We start from the raw sequence: 16,774 nt of genomic DNA on the forward strand, positions 1-16,774 counted from the left end.
GACTAACATGACGGGCGACGACTACGTCACCGAGGCCGATCGGACCCTCGAGGAGACCTACGAGGAGCCGATGGATCTCGCGACCTACGTCGATCGGATCTTCGAGAATCCGACCATCGCCTCCCACGCCTCGAAGTACCTGCTCGAGGCGATCGAGGTCGCCGGCACCCGAACGGTCGTCGAGGAGGGCGAGGAGAAGGAGCGCTACCGCTTCTTCGACGATCCGCACAACGACGGCGAACACGCGATCCTCGGCAACACCGAGGTCTTAAACGGGTTCGTCGACGACCTCCGCTCGATCGCGGCGGGGCGGGCGAAAGACGAGAAGATCATCTGGTTCGAGGGACCCACGGCGACGGGCAAGTCCGAACTCAAGCGCTGTCTGGTCAACGGATTACGCGAGTACTCGAAGACCCCCGAAGGACGGCGCTACACAGTCGAGTGGAACGTCACGACCGCCGAGGCCGACGACCGCGGGCTGAGCTACGGCAGCGGTGATCCGACCGCGACGGACGACCAGCACTGGTACGAGAGTCCCGTCCAGACTCACCCGCTGTCGGTGTTCCCCCAGAACGTCCGCGAGCGGTTGCTCGAGGACTTGAACGCCGAACTCGACGACCACGTCCCCGTCCAGGTCGACGCGGAACTCGACCCCTTCTCCCGGGAGGCCTACGATTTCTTAGAAGAGCGCTACCGCCGGGAGGGCGAGGAGGAACTGTTCTCGGCGATCACCGACGACGCCCACCTCCGCGTGAAGAACTACGTCGTCGACGTCGGCCAGGGCGTCGGCGTCCTCCACTCGGAGGACGAGGGCCGACCGAAGGAACGGCTCGTCGGCTCCTGGATGCACGGCATGCTCCAGGAACTGGACTCTCGCGGGCGCAAGAACCCGCAGGCGTTCAGCTACGACGGCGTGCTCTCACAGGGCAACGGCGTCCTCACGATCGTCGAGGACGCGGCCCAACACGCCGACCTCCTGCAGAAGCTGCTGAACGTCCCCGACGAGCAGTCCGTCAAGCTGGACAAGGGGATCGGGATGGACGTCGACTCCCAACTGCTGATCATCTCGAATCCCGACCTCGAGGCCCAGCTCAACCAGCACTCCGACCGCAATGGCATGGATCCCCTGAAAGCCCTCAAGCGCCGGCTGGACAAACACCAGTTCGGCTACCTGACGAACCTCTCGCTGGAGTGTGAACTCATCCGGCGCGAACTGACCAACGAGACCTCAGTCTGGGAGGCCGAGAGCTACGACGAACTCGAGGATCGCATCCGCGAACCGGTGTCGGTGACGGTAAAGGATCAGGACGGCGAGACGCACACGCGGGAGTTCGCGCCCCACGCGATCGAGGCGGCCGGCCTGTACGCGGTCGTCACGCGCCTCGACGAGGAGAACCTCCCCAACGGGCTGGATCTCGTCGACAAGGCCCTGATCTATGACCAGGGCTACCTCCAGGAGGGCGACTCCCGCCGCGAGAAGGACGACTTCGACTTCGACGGCGAGGCCCACGACGGCGAACACGGCATCCCGGTGACCTACACGCGGGACACCCTCGCCGAACTGCTCCAGACCGAGCGGGATCGCCACCACCCCGACCTGCCGGTCGAGAACGTCGTCATGCCCCGGGACGTCCTGAACGCGATGGCCGAAGGACTGGCCGACGCTCCCGTCTTCTCGACGGGCGAGCGCTCGGAGTTCGAGAACCGAATCGTGCCCGTGAAGAACTATCTGTTCGACCAGCAGGAATCGGACGTCATCGAGGCGATCATGCACGACAAGCGGGTCGACGAGGAGACCGTCGCCGAGTACGTCGAACACGTCTACGCCTGGGAGACCGAGGAGCCGCTGTACAACGACCGCGGCGAGCGCGTCGAGCCGGACCCGCTGAAGATGAAGCTCTTCGAGATCGAACACCTCGGCCGGTTCTCCGAGGGCGAGTACGAGGGCAACCTCCCCCGCGAGAGCGTCCGGAACTTCCGCCGCGAGAAGGTGATCACCTCGCTGAACCGCCACGCGTGGGAACACCGCAACGAGGACTTCTCGGTCGAGGACGTCGACCTCACCGCGATCCCGGTGATCAAGACCGTCCTCGAGAGCCACGACTGGGAGGACGTCCAGCGGACCTTCGAGGACTTCGATCCGCGCCAGTGGGACGACCCGCCGAGCGGCACGCAGACGGCGTCGGTCAAGGAGCGAACGATCGAGACGATGGTCGACCTCTTCGACTACTCGGCGGCCTCGGCCGAGCTAACCAGCCGACACGTCATGGGACAGGTGAGCTACAGATGGGACTGAAAGACGACCTCGAGCGATTCCGCGAAGTGGGCGAACAGCGCCGCGAGGATCTGGCCGACTTCATCCAGTACGGCGATCTGAGCGGCGGCGGCCGCAGCGACATCCAGATTCCGGTCAAGATCGTCTCGCTGCCCGAGTTCGAGTACGATCAGCGGGACAAGGGCGGCGTCGGACAGGGCGAGGACGGCACGCCCCAGCCCGGCCAGCCGGTCGGCCAGCCCCAACCCCAGCCGGGCGACGACGACGGCGAGGACGGCGAACCCGGCGAGGAGGGCGGCGACCACGAGTACTACGAGATGGACCCAGACGAGTTCGCCGAGGAACTCGACGAGGAACTCGGCCTCGATCTGGATCCGAAGGGGAAGAAGGTCGTCGAGGAGAAGGAAGGTCCCTTCACCGACATGACACGGACGGGCCCCGACAGCACGCTCGACTTCGAGCGGATGTTCAAGGAGGGGCTCAAGCGGAAGCTCGCGATGGACTTCGACGAGGAGTTCCTGCGGGAACTCTGCAAGGTCGAGGGGATCGAGCCCCGCGAGGTCTTCGAGTGGGCCCGCGGCGAGAACCTGCCGGTCTCGATGGCCTGGGTCGAAGAGGCCTACGGCGACGTTTCCGACGAACGCGGGAAGTGGGGTTCCATCGAGGAGGTCGAGGAGAACGTCGAGCGCGAGAGCGTCCAGCAGAAGATCCGCCGCGAGGGGATCAAGCAGGTTCCCTTCCGCCGCGAGGACGAGCGCTACCGCCACCCGGAGATCATCGAGGAGAAGGAGAAGAACGTCGTGGTCGTCAACATCCGCGACGTCTCCGGCTCGATGCGCGAGAAGAAGCGGGAACTCGTCGAGCGAACCTTCACCCCGCTGGACTGGTACCTCCAGGGCAAGTACGACAACGCCGAGTTCGTCTACATCGCCCACGACGCCGACGCCTGGGAGGTCGAACGCGACGACTTCTTCGGCATCCGCAGCGGCGGCGGGACGAAGATCTCGAGCGCCTACGAACTCGCCCAGGAGCTGTTAGAGGAGTACCCCTGGAGCGACTGGAACCGCTACGTGTTCGCCGCGGGCGACTCCGAGAACTCCTCGAACGACACCGAAGAGCGCGTGGTCCCGATGATGGAGCAGATCCCGGCGAACCTTCACGCCTACGTGGAGACCCAACCCAGCGGCAACGCGATCAACGCCACTCACGCCGAGGAACTCGAGCGCCACTTCGGCACCGACGCCGACGACGTCGCGGTGGCCTACGTCAACAGCAAGGACGACGTGACCGACGCGATCTACGAGATCCTCTCCACGGAAGGTGACGCAGATGAGTAACGAAGCGAACTGTGTTCGCTTCGAACACGACCGAACGCGGTGCGTTCGGTCGAGTAACGATGCACGCAAAGCGCGCATCGAACTCACGAAAACCGGTGGCTTTCATGAGTAAACGAAACTCCAACGCGGACCGATTCCGCAAACAGGCGATCGCCGGCGACCTCGAGGAACCGGTTTCGGAGGCCAGGAACCTGGCCCGGAAGCTCGGCCTCGATCCCTACCCGGTGAAGTACTGGATCATCGACTACGACGAGATGAACGAACTCATCGCCTACGGGGGCTTTCAGAGCCGGTACCCCCACTGGCGGTGGGGCATGCAGTACGACAAGCAGCAAAAGCAGGGCCAGTACGGCGGCGGGAAGGCCTTCGAGATCGTCAACAACGACAACCCCGCCCACGCGTTCTTACAGGAGTCGAACACGGTGGCCGACCAGAAGGCGGTCATCACCCACGTCGAGGCCCACTCGGACTTCTTCGCGAACAACGACTGGTTCGGCATGTTCACCAGCGGCCGCGCCGACGAGGATCAGGTCAACGCGGCGGCCATGCTCGAGCGACACGCACGCGCGATCGACGAGTACATGGCCGACCCCGAGATCGACCGCGCCGAGGTCGAGAAGTGGATCGACCACTGCCTCTCGCTCGAGGACAACATCGACCAGCACCGCGTCTTCGAGCGCCGGCTCGACGTCGACGGGCCGACCGACGATCTGGACGACGACCTCGCGGAGAAGCTGGACGAACTCGGCCTCTCCGACGAAGTGAAGGGTGAGGTCTTCGACGAGGAGTGGCTCGAAAAGCTCGAGGACGCCGACGAGGCCATCAGCTTCCCTGAGGAGCCCCAGAAGGACGTTCTCGCGTTCGTCCGCGAGCACGGTAAGCAGTACGACGACGAGGCCGGTCGGGCCGTCGAGATGGAGGAGTGGCAACGCGACGTGCTCGACATGATGCGCGCGGAGGCCTACTACTTCGCCGCCCAGAAGATGACGAAGGTGATGAACGAGGGGTGGGCCGCCTACTGGGAGTCGACGATGATGACCGACGAGGCCTTCGCCGGCGACGACGAGTTCATGAACTACGCCGACCACATGGCGAAGGTTCTGGCGTCGGGCGGGCTCAACCCCTACAGCCTCGGGATGGAGCTTTGGGAGTACGTCGAGAACCGGACGAACCGTCGCGAGGTCTTAGAGCACCTGCTGCGCGTCGAGGGGATCTCCTGGCGGAACCTGATGGACGTCGTCGACTTCGACGAGGTGCTCGCAACCCTCGAGCCGCCGGAAGCGATCGACACGATCACGTCCGAGACGCTCGACCAACTCGAGGAGATGCCTGACGAGTGGGTCGACCGCGAGGCGCTCGAGGCCGCCCGCGATGGCGAGATCGACGTCGCGAAGTATCCGTGGAAGGTCCTGACCGAGGCGGGGCTGGCTCGCCGTCACTACTCGCTGGTCAAGCGCCAGAATCGCGGGTTCCTGACCCGGGTTAGTCAGAACGACCTCGAGCAGATCGGGCGCTACCTCTTCGACGACGCCCGCTACGAGACCGTCGAGGAGGCGCTCGCGGACGTCGACTTCAGCGCGGGCTGGGACCGCATGTTCGACATCCGCGAGAACCACAACGACGTGACCTTCCTGGACGAGTTCCTCACCCAGGAGTTCATCACGGAGAACAACTACTTCACCTACGAGCACTCGCAGGCGACCGGCCAGTTCCACGTCGCCAGCGACGCCGCCGAGGACGTCAAGAAGAAACTCCTGTTGCAGTTCACCAACTTCGGGAAGCCGACGATCGCGGTCTACGACGGCAACTACAACAACGCCAACGAACTCCTGATCGGCCACCAGTACAACGGCGTCATGCTCGACCTCGGTCAGGCCAGGGAGACCCTGAAACGGATCTTCGAGCTCTGGGGCCGGCCGGTGAACCTGCTGACGATCGTCAAGGAGATCGACGACCACGACATCGAGGTCGCCAAGCGTCGGAACCGCGAGCCCGAACCCGAAGAGCGCGGGAAACTGATCCGGTACGATGGCGACGAGGTGACCGTCGAGGACGTCCCCTGGGAGGAGGTCGACCACCTCGCCGCCGACGACGTCGATTACGACACGAAACCGGACGAATGGCTCGCCTGATATTCGTTTCTCATTTTCACGAGAGCACGAAACACTCGGAAGGCTTTTACTCTCCATCGCACATCCTCGGGATACAATGGATGGGGAAGGGGGCCGGACAGTCGGAACGCCGCAGGCCGACGACGGCGCGTTCGAACTGCCGGCCGTCCTCGCACGACTCGATGCGGACGACCGCGACGAACAGCGGGCCGCCGTCGCGGCGGTTCGCGACACGCTGGCCGACGATCCGGCCGTCTGTCTCCCGACTGTCCCGAAGCTGCGCCGGCTGCTCGGCGACGCCGACGTCGACTTCTACGGGGAGGTCGCCTACTGTCTGGCCGAACTCGCGACCGAATCGACCGCCGACGTCGCACCGTCGACCGACGAGATCGCCGCATTCGCCGTCGAGAACCCCGAACGACCGGCGACCGCCGAGTTGCTTCGCTGCCTCGCGACGATCGCGGCCGACCAGCCCTCCGCCGTCGTCGGTGACGCCGACGCGGTCGCCGGCGTGATCGACCGCCGCCCGGGATACGATCGCCGGGGACTGAAGATATTCCAGCAGCTATCGGCGGCGCAACCCGGCGCGATTCAGTCGGCCGTCCCGGTTCTCACCGCGGCCCTCGAGGACGATCCGGAGCGCCACGGCGTGGCGGTGCTGTCGGCGGTCGGCCGACTGGCCCGGTCGGAGACGCCGCTGCCGACCCTCGAGTTCGTCGACCCGGCGCTGGAACTCGTCGACCACGACGCCGTCCCCCTCCGCCGGAACGCCGTCGGCTGTCTGGCCGACGTCGCCCGCCGGACGCCCACCGCGGTCGAACCGGCCATCCCGGAGCTCGCGACCGCACTCGAGCACGACGACGGGGAGACCCGGGCCAACGCCGCCGTCGCGATCGCGCGCGTGACGGCGGAGCTCACGTCGGTTCTCGAGCCGGTCCGGGAGCCGTTGCTCGAGCGGTTGGACGACGACCACGACCGCGTGCGGGCCAACGCCGCCGTCGCGCTCGGCTACGGCCGCGTCGACGCGGCCACGGACCGACTCTCGACGCTGGCCCACGAGGATCCGAATCCGGACGTTCGCGAGCGGGCGAGCTGGGCGCTGGATCAAGTCTCGTCGGCGTAGGCGAGGCGCGCGACCGCAAGACAGTGGTGGCTGGCCCGCCTCGAGTCGGGTATGAGCCAGTCGACGTTTTCCGTCGAGACCGACGCGCGCCTGACGACCGTCGACGTGACCGATCGCGTCGCCGCGGCCGTCCCCGACGACCTCGAGTCGGGCACCGCGACCGCGTTCGTCCGGCACACGACGGCCGGACTCGCCGTCCAGGAGAACGAGTCGCGGCTGCGCGGCGACCTCGAGACCTTCCTCCGTGATCTCGTTCCCGACGAGGGCCACGCCCACGACCGGTTAGACGGGAATGCGGATTCGCACCTCCGGGCAACGCTCGTCGGACCAGATGTGACGATTCCGGTCGAAGACGGCGAGCTGGCGCTCGGCACGTGGCAGTCCGTCTTCCTGGTCGAGTGCGACGGACCACGGTCGCGGACGGTCTCCGTGACGACCGTCGGCGAGTAGTCGGATCAGCCTGCGGTCTCTCCGTCGTCACACCGGGAGCAGCCGATCCGCGGAGACGCAGTCGACCCCCCGCGACTCGAGGAGCCGCGCCAGCGTGGGCCGCTCGACCGTCCAGGCGTGAATCTCGAGACCAACGGATTTCGCCCGGGGAACCACGCCCGTCGCGAGACAGCGCCAGTAGCTCGCGCCGAGGACGTCGCAGTCGAGTTCGACAGCGGTCGTGACCGGGGTCTCGAGGCGCCGACTGACCAGCAGTCCGATCGGCTGGTCGGGATCGAGGTCGCGGATCGTCCGCAGTTCCGACGCCAGGAAGGACGTCGCGACGATCCGGCTCTCCGCGCCGTCGACGGCCTCGAGGACGTCCGCCGCGATGCCGTCGTCCTTGAGTTCGAGGTTGAGTTCGACCGTCGGCGGAAGCGCTTCGAGCACCTCCTCGAGGGTCGGAATGCGCTCGCCGGAGTCGAGGACGGTGTGGGATTTGAGCGCGGCGAGGCTGCTGTCGGCGACTGCGCCGGTTCCGTCGGTCACGCGGTCGATCGTCTCGTCGTGAACGACGACGAGTTCGCCCGAGCCACAGCGGCGGACATCGAACTCGACGGCGTCCGCGCGGTCGGCGGCCGACTGGAGCGCCGGGATCGTGTTCTCGGTCGCGGTCGCGGCGAATCCGCGGTGGGCGATCAGACGCATTCGGTGGGAGAAAGAGCGGCGAGGGGCTTCAGTCGGTCGCCGATTCTCGCTCGCGTTCCCAACCAGCGGTCGAGGCGGTCGCGAGAATCGAGACTTATAGCTCCTGTCGGCACGGAATCGGCGAAGGTTCCAAAGCCTTTAGCAAGTACTGTTATACGGGTACTTCCGTTAGGAGCATTCGTTAGTGTCCCGACCGTATTCTCACCGACTGCGACAAGACCGCTGCTGGAGGTAACCAACCCATGAACGATCGACGCGACGAGCAGATCGACATCCTCCTGGTGGAGGACAACCCCGGCGACGTCCGCCTCACCCAGGAAGCGTTCCGGCAACTGTCCACGGAGACGACAATCCACGTCGCGACCGACGGCGACGAGGGAGTCGAGTTCCTCACGGAGCGCTGCGACGACGGCTCCGCCCCGCTGCCGGACCTCGTGCTCCTCGATCTGAACCTCCCGCGGATGGGCGGCCTCGAGTTCCTCGAATCGATTCAGGAGGAGCCGAAACTCGCCCGCATCCCCGTCCTCGTCCTCACCAGTTCCGAGGCCGTCGAGGACATCCACGAGAGCTACGAACTCGCGGCCAACGCCTACCTGACCAAACCGACCGATCCGATCGAGTACACCGAGATGGTCGAGGCCGTCGCGGACTTCTGGTTCCAGCGGGCCGCGCTGCCGCCGATGTCGGCGTGATCGTGCCGACACCCTCGCCGCCGCTTCTCGTCTCCGACTGACGGAGGCCGAGCTATTACGTCGCTCGCCGTCGCACGGGAAGACATGGCACCGACGAGAGCGTACTCCGTCGACTTTGACGATACCGTCGCCGTGGTTACGGGCGCGAGCGGCGCGCTCGGCAGCGCCGCCGTCGAGCGGTTCCGGACGGCCGGCGCGACCGTCTGCGCCGTCGACATCGTCGCGCCGGACGACGAGGACAGCTTGCTCGAGCCCGATTCGAAGACGCACTTCTACGAGGCCGATCTGACCGACGAGCGCGACGTCGAGGAACTGGTGACCGCCGTCGTCGACGATCACGGCCGGATCGATCACCTGGTGAACATCGCCGGGACGTGGCGCGGCGGCGACCACGTCGAGGAAACCGATCTCGAGACGTTCGAGCTGCTCGTCGATATCAACCTCAAGACGGCGTTTCTGGCCTCGAAACACGCGCTCCCACACCTCCAGGACAGCGAGGGCTCGATCGTGAGCGTCAGCGCGCGCTCCTCGCTCGAGGGCGGCGAGGGCGACGGCCCCTACCGGATCACGAAGGCCGGCATCCGGCTGCTGACGGAGACGCTGGCCGAGGAGAACAAGGGTACCGTCCGCGCGAACTGCGTGATGCCCAGCGTGATCGACACGCCGATGAACCGCGAGATGATGCCCGACGCGGATCACGACTCGTGGGTCGATCCCGCCGAAATCGCGGACGTGATGGCCTTCCTCTGTAGCGACGGCGCGGCGGTGACGAGCGGCGCCGCTGTGCCGGTGTACGGCGAGGCCTGAGAACGCGCCGCGTCGACGGCAGACGGACTGTGCGCGACGTGCGATCATCGATCCGACACTGCCGCGAACGGCAATCGCTCGGTGCGAGCGGCACACGAAGGTCACTAGATTTTGAAAACTGTAGAAGTCGATACCGAAGCGGCTCGGCGGCCGACCGCCGCTCAGCCGAAGATACCGACGAGACTCTCGTAATAGTTGATCGTGTTCTGCGCGAGGACGACGAGCAACACGATGATTACCGGCACTCGGAGCGTCCAGATCCAGGCCGTTCCCCACGATCCGAGGTTCTGAATCCCTTTGCCGAGTTCCGTGAGCCCGAGGTCGGTCGCGACCCACCCGATATAGACGGCGAGCAGCAGGCCGCCGAGGATGAGCAGAATCGAGTTGGCGAACCCGTCGTAGATGGTAAGCCAGTTCAGCCCCTCCGGTTCGTAGGCCACCGGTAGGCCGACGAAGAAGATCGCGACGCCGAGCGCGACCGTCGCCGGGAGCCGGGCGACGTCGTGTTCGTCGATCAGGTACGAGACGACAACCTCCATGATGCTGATCGCACTCGAGAGCGCGGCGATCGTGACGATGGCGAAGAAGATGGCGCCGATGAGCCCGCCGAACGGAATGTTACTGAAGGCTTGGGCGAGGCTGACGAAGATGAAACTCGGTCCGGCAGCGACGTCCGTCAACTCGGCGGTGTAAAGCACCGGAAACGCGACCAGACCGGCGGTAAACGCGATCGCCGTGTCGAGCGCGACGATGATGGTGCCGTCCTTGGCGAGATTTCGGTCTTCGCCGAGATACGACGCGTAGGTAATCATCACGCCCATCCCGAGCGACAGCGTGAAGAACGCCTGTGCGGCCGCCGCGGGGAGGATCTCGGTCCAGTTCGCCGCGATCGTTCCCAGATCGGGAGAGAGGTAGTACGCGTACGCTTCTCCGGCACCGGAGAGCGTTCCGGCGTACACCGCCAGACCGATCAGTAGCGCGATGATCGCGGGGACCATGAGCTTCACGGAGAACTCGATACCCTGCTGGATGCCGAACGCGACGACGGTGACGATGGCAGCCATGAAGATGGCGTGGGTCACGACGGAATCCATCCCACCGGCGACCGACATGAACTGTGCGCCGGCGCCGCCGGCCGCGTAATTGCCCTGCAGTCCGATAGCCGTGTACCGGAGAATCCAGCCGGCGACGACGCTGTAGTACGACAGAATGACGAATCCGGCGAGAACGAACACCCATCCGACTTTCGTCCACGCACCTTCACCGATCTGTTTGAGCGCCCCGACGGGATTGCGTTCTGTGCGTCGCCCGATCGTAAATTCGACCAGCATCACCGGGAATCCGATCAGTGCGACCAACAGGAGATAGACGACGAGGAACGCTGCGCCGCCGTATTCTCCCACCTGATACGGGAACCGCCAGATGTTTCCGAGCCCCACTGCGCTCCCGACCGCAGCGAGGATGAACCCTGCTCTCGTTGCCCATGACTCACGTTGTGCCATACGTTATGCGACTGCCCCCCGGGGTCCTAAAGACTTACATTCGCGGCCCGAATTTATCATCGCTGATAATGGACATCAATCATTATAAATAATGGGGTTGTCAGTGAACACTTCGACAGGCCTGCATCTAGGCAGTAGCGGGGAAACACCGACCGCGGTCCTTCTCGAGCGTTTTCTCACGGGCGTATCTGTGAGCAAATTTCTCACTCGTCGCCAGGTCGGCATACATTACCAAGGTCCTCCATAACATATAACACGGTGCGCTGAAAGTATCGACTCGTACGGAGGCCTGCGCATGTCCACAGTAGATGAGGCGGTCAATCGGGGTCGAAATCTTTCGTCCGAGCAGCTCCTGTTACTGGTCGTGGGGATCGGTGCCGTGGCGTTGTTGGGGGACCTAGTTCTCGGCCTCGCGAGCGGGACGTACAGCATCTCACGTGTCGCCCGATACGTGACGGAAGGGATCCTCTACGGGCTGATTATCGGGCTCGCCGGGATCGGGCTCTCGATGACCTACAGCATCCTCAACTTCGCGAACTTCGCTCACGGGGACTACGTGACGACGGGGGCGTTTTTCGGGTGGGGTGTCACGTACCTCGTCGCTGGCTGGGGCGTCGCGAGCGTCGGTCCGCTCGTCCTCGTCGCACCTCAACGCGAGGTCTCCGGAGCGCAACTCGACGTCGCGATCACCGCGACGCCGATCGCCGTCCTCGCCGGCCTCCTCGTAGCCGGCGTCGCGACGGCACTTTTCGTGCTGCTGATCGACCGCTTGGCTTTCAAACCGGTCCGCGGTTCGGGCGGTATTCCACTGCTGATCACGAGCGTCGGCGTGGCGTTCGCGCTCCGGTATGTCCTCGTGTTCGTCTACTCGAGCAGCACGCGCGGCACGACCGCGAGCGTACCGTCCGTCGATTTCCTCCTGGTCGACGGCTACGTGTCGATCGGCGCCCACGACGCAACGTTGATCGTCGCCGCGGTTGCGCTGATGCTCGGCGTTCACTTCCTGCTCCAGCGGACGAAACTCGGGAAAGCGATGCGAGCGATGTCGGACAACCGAGACCTGGCCCTCGTCACCGGCATCCCGACCGAACGGGTGATCCGGTGGACCTGGATGATCGGCGGCGGCCTCGCCGGCACCGCGGGCTATCTCATGGTGTTGTGGACGGGAACCATCGACTGGCAGTTCGGGTGGTTGCTACTGTTGCTGATCTTCGCGGCCGTGATCCTCGGCGGGATCGGCTCGATCTACGGGGCCATCTTCGGCGGCCTGGTCATCGGCGTCGGCATGCACATGTCGATGATCTGGCTCCCCGGCGGTGACTTCACGACGATCACCGCGTTCCTGCTGATGATCCTCGTCCTGCTGATCAGACCGTCCGGACTCTTCGGAGGGAAGACGACGGCATGAGCGCGAATACGACCGCGAACGCGACGGACGAACGGACCCGATTGGAAGCGCTCTGGGAACGGGACGTCGTGAAGATCTTCGTGGCCTTTGCGGCGATCTATCTCGTCTACGCGGCGATCGGACTCGCGCTCGGCTACTCCCTCGACGGAATCGTCAACACCTTGCGACGGATGACCTACCTGATCGCCGTCTACGGGATGGTCACGCTGGCGCTGAACCTCCACTGGGGGTACACCGGTCTGTTCAACATCGGCGTCGCGGGGTTCATGGCGATCGGTCTGTACGTGACGATGATGCTGGCGAAACCGGTCGACCCGACCGGCGCCGCACAGTACCCGGGACTCGGGCTCCCGATGCCGATCGCGATCGCCGGCGGCGTCGTCGCCGCCGGCCTTGCGGGCCTCGTCGTCGCGATCCCCGCGTTGCGCCTCCGGGCCGACTACTTCGCGATCACGACGATCGCCTTTGCGGAGATCGTCCGGCTGGGGCTCACCTCGGGTATGGCCCAGCAGTTCAGCGTCTTCGGGGCCGAACTGGGGACCGGCGGCGGTCGCGGTCTCACTCGAAACTACGGCGATCCAATGAACGTCATCTTCGAGCTCGAGGCGTTCTCCTCGTTCGTCGACCTCACGAACGCCCTGTTCGGGTTCGGGCCGACGCAGGCGCGGGCGCTGGCCTATTCGATCGTGCTCGTGCTCGTCCTGATCGGGTTCTACTGGCTCATCCAGCGGACCAGTCGGTCGCCGTTCGGACGCGTCCTCAAAGCGATCCGCGAGGACGAGGAGGCCGCCCAATCGCTCGGGAAGAACACGAACCGATTCAAGATCAAGGTGTTCGTGCTCGGCTGTGCCCTGATGGGCCTGGCCGGCATCCTCTGGCGGTTCCGCCGCACCGGCGTGACGCCGACGGCGTTCCGACCGCACGTCACGTTCTACATCTGGATCGCGCTGATAATCGGTGGCGCCGGTTCGAACACCGGCAGCGTCCTCGGCTCCGGGCTCTTCGTCGCGGTGCTGTTCGAGGGACCACGCTACGTGCGCCGCCTGATCGAGGAGGTCATCACGGTCGGCGACGCGCCGAATACGTTCGCCGGCGCCGTGGCGCCGCTGCTCTCGGCGAACCCGGCGCCGTTCCTGCGGTACACCTTCGACGAGTTCCTGACGCTGCAGTTCGTGCTGATGGGCGTTGCGCTCGTCCTCCTCATGCATCGACGGCCCGACGGGCTGCTCGGCCATCGAGAGGAGACGGCGGCGGCGATCCCCCTGACGGATCGACCCGTCGCCGAGACCGGAGCCGGACCCCGTCCCGAAGGGACAGATTCCGATCACGGCGGTGATTCCCAGTGAGCGATACGACCGCCGAACCGACCGACTCCCTGACGAACGAGCGTCCGGATCGACCGACGGACGGCGTCGAGTTGGCCGTCGACGGCCTGGTCAAGCGCTTCGGCGGGATCACGGCCGTCGACGGCGCGACGTTCGAGGTCGAGTCGGAATCGATGACCGGACTGATCGGTCCCAACGGCGCCGGGAAGTCGACGACGTTCAACTGCATCACGGGGATCCACGAACCCGACGCCGGAACGGTGACGTTTCAGGGAGCGGATATCACGGGCATCAGGCCCTACCAGTGCGCCGAATACGGGCTCGTTCGGACGTTCCAGATCGCCCGCGAGATGGCGAACATGACGGTCCTCGAGAACCTGATGCTGCCGGCGAAGCGCCAGCGGGGCGAAGCGCTCTGGCGATCGGTGTTGCCGGTCACCCGCCGGGAAGTCGTCCGAGAGGAACGCGAACTCCTAGAGCGCGTGTGGGATACCCTCGAGTTCTTCGAGATTCAGCACCTCGCGGCGGAGAAAGCGGGGACCCTCTCGGGCGGCCAGCGGAAGCTCCTCGAACTGGCGCGCGCGTTGATGACCGACCCGGAGATGCTCCTGCTCGACGAGCCGTTCGCGGGCGTCAACCCCACGCTCGAGAAGAAGTTGCTCGAACACGTCCACGGCCTCCGCGAGGAGGGGTACACGTTCCTGATCGTCGAACACGACATGGACCTCATCATGGAGAACTGCGAACGGGTCATCGTCATGCACCAGGGGTCGGTGCTGGCCGAGGGCGCCCCGGAAGCGATCACCTCGAACGAGCGGGTCATCGAGGCCTATCTCGGGGGTGAGGTCTGATGGCGATGCTCGACGTCAGGGACCTCGACGCCGGCTACGGGGACTTACAGATCCTGCACGGCGTCGATCTCGAGGTGGCCGAAGACGAGTACGTGGTTATCGTCGGCCCCAACGGCGCCGGGAAGTCGACGGCCATGAAGTCCGTCTTCGGACTGACGACGTACATGGGGGGGACGGTCGAGTTCAAAAGGGGGGACATCACCGGCCGCTCGCCCGACGAAATCATCCACGAGGGAATCGGCTACGTGCCCCAGAACGACAACGTCTTCCCGTCGCTGACGGTCCGCGAGAACCTCGAGATGGGCGCGTACATCCTCGACGAGGTGCCGGAAGCGGCGCTCGAGAACGTGTTCGATCAGTTCTCCGTACTACGCGACCGACAGGACCAGAAGGTAGGCTCGATGAGCGGCGGCCAACAGCAGATGGTCGCGATGGGGCGCGCGCTGATGCTCGATCCCGACCTGTTGTTGCTCGACGAACCTAGCGCGGGCTTGGCCCCCGACCTTGTCGACGAGATGTTCGACCACGTCGACGCGATCAACGCCAGCGGCACCGCCGTCCTGGTCGTCGAGCAGAACGCGAAGGAGGCGCTGCGCCGCTGCGACCGGGGCTACGTCCTCGTTCAGGGCTCGAACCGATACGAGGACGCCGGTGAGGTCCTGCTGAACGACGACGAGGTCCGCCAGCAGTTCCTCGGCGGGTAGCTCGCGGTCCGCGCGCGACTCGGCGGTCGTCGGATGGTATCGACGCGTATCAGCGGGCGACGAAAGCGGAGTCCGGCCGCGACCGGCCGCCGCGGCGCCGCGTTACTACTCGGCCAGTGCGGACTCGAGTTCGCCGGTGTACGTGCCTTGTCCGGGCTCGAACGAGACCTCGTTGAGCGCCTCGCCGTCCTGATCGTTCTCGAAGGACTCGACGTACTGCTCCGAGAGCTGCTGCCCGTAGTCGTTGTTGACGTACAGCGTGGCCACCTGGTCCGCCTCGAGGCGATTCGCGGAGACCGCCGCCATCACCTGCCCTTGCAGCAGGTCGCTCGGTGCGGTCCGGAAGAAGTAGCCGTCGTCTTCGACGTTCGACAGGGACAGCGCCGTACTGGCCGGCGAACACTGGACGACGCCCGCACTGCTGGTTTCGCCGACCAGCGGGACGGAGTTGCCGGACGACGCGGCGCCGACGATCGCGGGATACCCCGCGTCGATGAGCGCCCCGCCGTTGCTGAGGGTCGTGTCCTCGTCGGTTTCCGTGTCCTCGATCTGCAGATCGAACGTGAGGTCGACTCCCTCCATCCGTTGAATAGCCAGGCGGCCGGCGTCAATCATCGGGGTGCCGAGTTCGCCGAGGTCCCCCGTCTCGGGGAGCAACATCGCGACCATCACGTCGCGACCAGTCCCGCCGGGCGACTTGTCGGCCATCTCGCCGCCGGGGCCGTCCCCCTCGAACGTGACCGTATCGACCGTTTCGATGTCACCGTCGCTGAACTCCCAGACGTCGTAGGCGGCCTCCGCGGGGTCGCCGACGTCGTCGAAGTCGACCGCGCTCGACGCGCCCTGATAGGTAATCTCGTCGCCGGCCGCGGCGGCTTCAGCGGCCGCCTGGAGTTCTCCGGGTCCGTACTCGTCGCCGTTGGGGTTCGCGACCCGGCGCATCTGATCTCGGATCGTCTGGCCGTCGTTCTTGCCGGCCGCGACGTTCGCGAGGGTACACACCGCGATGGCGTCGAACGTGTGCGAGGTGAACACGCCCGGTGATTCGCCGTACTCGTCCTCGTAGAGCTCTGCGAAGGCGTCTTCGTGGGGGCCCTGGGACGCCGGCGCGGTTCCGGTAACGTTCGTCATGTCGTTCCCGACTTCGTCGGGGAGATCGCCGTCCTGCAGACCGTCGGGAACGATGATCTCCGTTCCGGTGTCGAAGTCGGCGTAGAAGTCCCGGAAGATCTGAATGCCGCTCTCCGGGTAGCCGATGACGTTCAGGACGCCCGGACCGCCTCCTTCGACGTTCCCCTCGTCGCCGATACATCCGGCGAGACCGATCGCACCTGCACTACCGATCCCACTGAGCACCCACCTCCGCTTGACTTGCCTTACCATGGGTAATAGTGACAAGCTATCCTATATAGATGTTTGTGCTGTAACGAGTCTGCGGCGACAATCGCGTCCGTTCACGAGTCACCGAATCCGACGGTAAGCGTAACCGAACTATCGTGGCA

General features: G+C 65.3%; 14 protein-coding genes. 11 read left to right on the forward strand and 3 right to left on the reverse strand.

The genetic code is table 11. The annotated features are described in order from the left end of the window. Positions 1-7: 7 nt before the first annotated feature. The 5 genes from EH209_RS20785 (at position 8) to EH209_RS20805 (ending at position 7,296) form a co-directional block, all read left to right on the forward strand. Entirely contained in the window at positions 8-2,296 is a 2,289-nt protein-coding gene (locus EH209_RS20785; RefSeq protein ID WP_126664725.1) for a PrkA family serine protein kinase, read from the forward strand. Then, a complete protein-coding gene (locus EH209_RS20790) occupies positions 2,287-3,612 on the forward strand; it encodes a YeaH/YhbH family protein (RefSeq protein WP_126664726.1) in 1,326 nt (441 codons plus the stop codon). Before EH209_RS20785 ends, EH209_RS20790 begins: the two co-directional genes overlap by 10 nt. A gap of 104 nt (positions 3,613-3,716) precedes the next feature. After that, entirely contained in the window at positions 3,717-5,744 is a 2,028-nt protein-coding gene (locus EH209_RS20795) for a SpoVR family protein (protein WP_126664727.1), read from the forward strand. A 76-nt stretch (positions 5,745-5,820) separates the two neighbouring features. Continuing rightward, positions 5,821-6,846 carry a HEAT repeat domain-containing protein gene (locus EH209_RS20800; RefSeq protein ID WP_126664728.1) on the forward strand — a complete coding sequence of 342 codons (1,026 nt, stop codon included), beginning with the start codon at positions 5,821-5,823 and terminating at the stop codon, positions 6,844-6,846. Between the two features lie 51 nt (positions 6,847-6,897). Then, positions 6,898-7,296: a secondary thiamine-phosphate synthase enzyme YjbQ gene (locus EH209_RS20805; RefSeq protein ID WP_126664729.1), complete on the forward strand. Its 399-nt coding sequence runs from the start codon at positions 6,898-6,900 to the stop codon at positions 7,294-7,296. A 27-nt stretch (positions 7,297-7,323) separates the two neighbouring features. Here the strand turns inward: EH209_RS20805 and EH209_RS20810 are convergent, their stop codons facing one another. Continuing rightward, complete coding sequence (locus EH209_RS20810) at positions 7,324-7,983, reverse strand: glycerophosphodiester phosphodiesterase (protein ID WP_126664730.1); 660 nt, start codon at positions 7,981-7,983, stop codon at positions 7,324-7,326. 242 nt (positions 7,984-8,225) lie between these two features. On the opposite strand from EH209_RS20810, the gene EH209_RS20815 reads away from it, so the two are divergent. Beyond that, the gene (locus tag EH209_RS20815; RefSeq protein ID WP_126664731.1) at positions 8,226-8,675 is read left to right on the forward strand and encodes a response regulator; all 450 of its coding nucleotides are present in this window, start codon (positions 8,226-8,228) and stop codon (positions 8,673-8,675) included. A gap of 84 nt (positions 8,676-8,759) precedes the next feature. Next, a complete protein-coding gene (locus EH209_RS20820) occupies positions 8,760-9,482 on the forward strand; it encodes an SDR family oxidoreductase (RefSeq protein ID WP_126664732.1) in 723 nt (240 codons plus the stop codon). Between the two features lie 161 nt (positions 9,483-9,643). Here the strand turns inward: EH209_RS20820 and EH209_RS20825 are convergent, their stop codons facing one another. Beyond that, a complete protein-coding gene (locus EH209_RS20825) occupies positions 9,644-10,984 on the reverse strand; it encodes a sodium-dependent transporter (RefSeq protein WP_126664733.1) in 1,341 nt (446 codons plus the stop codon). A gap of 295 nt (positions 10,985-11,279) precedes the next feature. On the opposite strand from EH209_RS20825, the gene EH209_RS20830 reads away from it, so the two are divergent. The 4 genes from EH209_RS20830 to EH209_RS20845 are packed head-to-tail and all read left to right on the forward strand — an operon-like array spanning position 11,280 to position 15,272. After that, positions 11,280-12,392, forward strand: a complete 1,113-nt coding sequence (locus EH209_RS20830) for a branched-chain amino acid ABC transporter permease (RefSeq protein ID WP_126664734.1) — start codon at positions 11,280-11,282, stop codon at positions 12,390-12,392. After that, positions 12,389-13,738, forward strand: a complete 1,350-nt coding sequence (locus EH209_RS20835; RefSeq protein WP_126664735.1) for a branched-chain amino acid ABC transporter permease — start codon at positions 12,389-12,391, stop codon at positions 13,736-13,738. The genes EH209_RS20830 and EH209_RS20835 overlap by 4 nt, the downstream gene beginning before the upstream one ends. Positions 13,739-13,767: 29 nt before the next feature. After that, a complete protein-coding gene (locus EH209_RS20840; protein WP_249038872.1) occupies positions 13,768-14,568 on the forward strand; it encodes an ABC transporter ATP-binding protein in 801 nt (266 codons plus the stop codon). After that, positions 14,568-15,272: an ABC transporter ATP-binding protein gene (locus EH209_RS20845; RefSeq protein ID WP_126664737.1), complete on the forward strand. Its 705-nt coding sequence runs from the start codon at positions 14,568-14,570 to the stop codon at positions 15,270-15,272. Before EH209_RS20840 ends, EH209_RS20845 begins: the two co-directional genes overlap by 1 nt. Positions 15,273-15,377: 105 nt before the next feature. Here EH209_RS20845 and EH209_RS20850 read toward each other — a convergent pair whose 3' ends face one another. Next, entirely contained in the window at positions 15,378-16,655 is a 1,278-nt protein-coding gene (locus EH209_RS20850; protein WP_126664738.1) for an ABC transporter substrate-binding protein, read from the reverse strand. Between the last annotated feature and the right edge of the window lie 119 nt (positions 16,656-16,774).

The organism is Haloterrigena salifodinae, assembly GCF_003977755.1.
In the GTDB taxonomy this organism is placed as follows: Archaea; Halobacteriota; Halobacteria; order Halobacteriales; family Natrialbaceae; genus Haloterrigena; species Haloterrigena salifodinae.

What these genes read in the sequence shown, in the direction of transcription:
- EH209_RS20785 (WP_126664725.1), top strand. Translation starts at nt 8, where the DNA reads ATGACGGGCGACGACTACGTCACCGAGGCCGATCGGACCCTCGAGGAG.
- EH209_RS20790 (WP_126664726.1), top strand. Translation starts at nt 2,287, where the DNA reads ATGGGACTGAAAGACGACCTCGAGCGATTCCGCGAAGTGGGCGAACAG.
- EH209_RS20795 (WP_126664727.1), top strand. Translation starts at nt 3,717, where the DNA reads ATGAGTAAACGAAACTCCAACGCGGACCGATTCCGCAAACAGGCGATC.
- EH209_RS20800 (WP_126664728.1), top strand. Translation starts at nt 5,821, where the DNA reads ATGGATGGGGAAGGGGGCCGGACAGTCGGAACGCCGCAGGCCGACGAC.
- EH209_RS20805 (WP_126664729.1), top strand. Translation starts at nt 6,898, where the DNA reads ATGAGCCAGTCGACGTTTTCCGTCGAGACCGACGCGCGCCTGACGACC.
- EH209_RS20810 (WP_126664730.1), bottom strand. Translation starts at nt 7,983, where the DNA reads ATGCGTCTGATCGCCCACCGCGGATTCGCCGCGACCGCGACCGAGAAC.
- EH209_RS20815 (WP_126664731.1), top strand. Translation starts at nt 8,226, where the DNA reads ATGAACGATCGACGCGACGAGCAGATCGACATCCTCCTGGTGGAGGAC.
- EH209_RS20820 (WP_126664732.1), top strand. Translation starts at nt 8,760, where the DNA reads ATGGCACCGACGAGAGCGTACTCCGTCGACTTTGACGATACCGTCGCC.
- EH209_RS20825 (WP_126664733.1), bottom strand. Translation starts at nt 10,984, where the DNA reads ATGGCACAACGTGAGTCATGGGCAACGAGAGCAGGGTTCATCCTCGCT.
- EH209_RS20830 (WP_126664734.1), top strand. Translation starts at nt 11,280, where the DNA reads ATGTCCACAGTAGATGAGGCGGTCAATCGGGGTCGAAATCTTTCGTCC.
- EH209_RS20835 (WP_126664735.1), top strand. Translation starts at nt 12,389, where the DNA reads ATGAGCGCGAATACGACCGCGAACGCGACGGACGAACGGACCCGATTG.
- EH209_RS20845 (WP_126664737.1), top strand. Translation starts at nt 14,568, where the DNA reads ATGGCGATGCTCGACGTCAGGGACCTCGACGCCGGCTACGGGGACTTA.
- EH209_RS20850 (WP_126664738.1), bottom strand. Translation starts at nt 16,655, where the DNA reads ATGGTAAGGCAAGTCAAGCGGAGGTGGGTGCTCAGTGGGATCGGTAGT.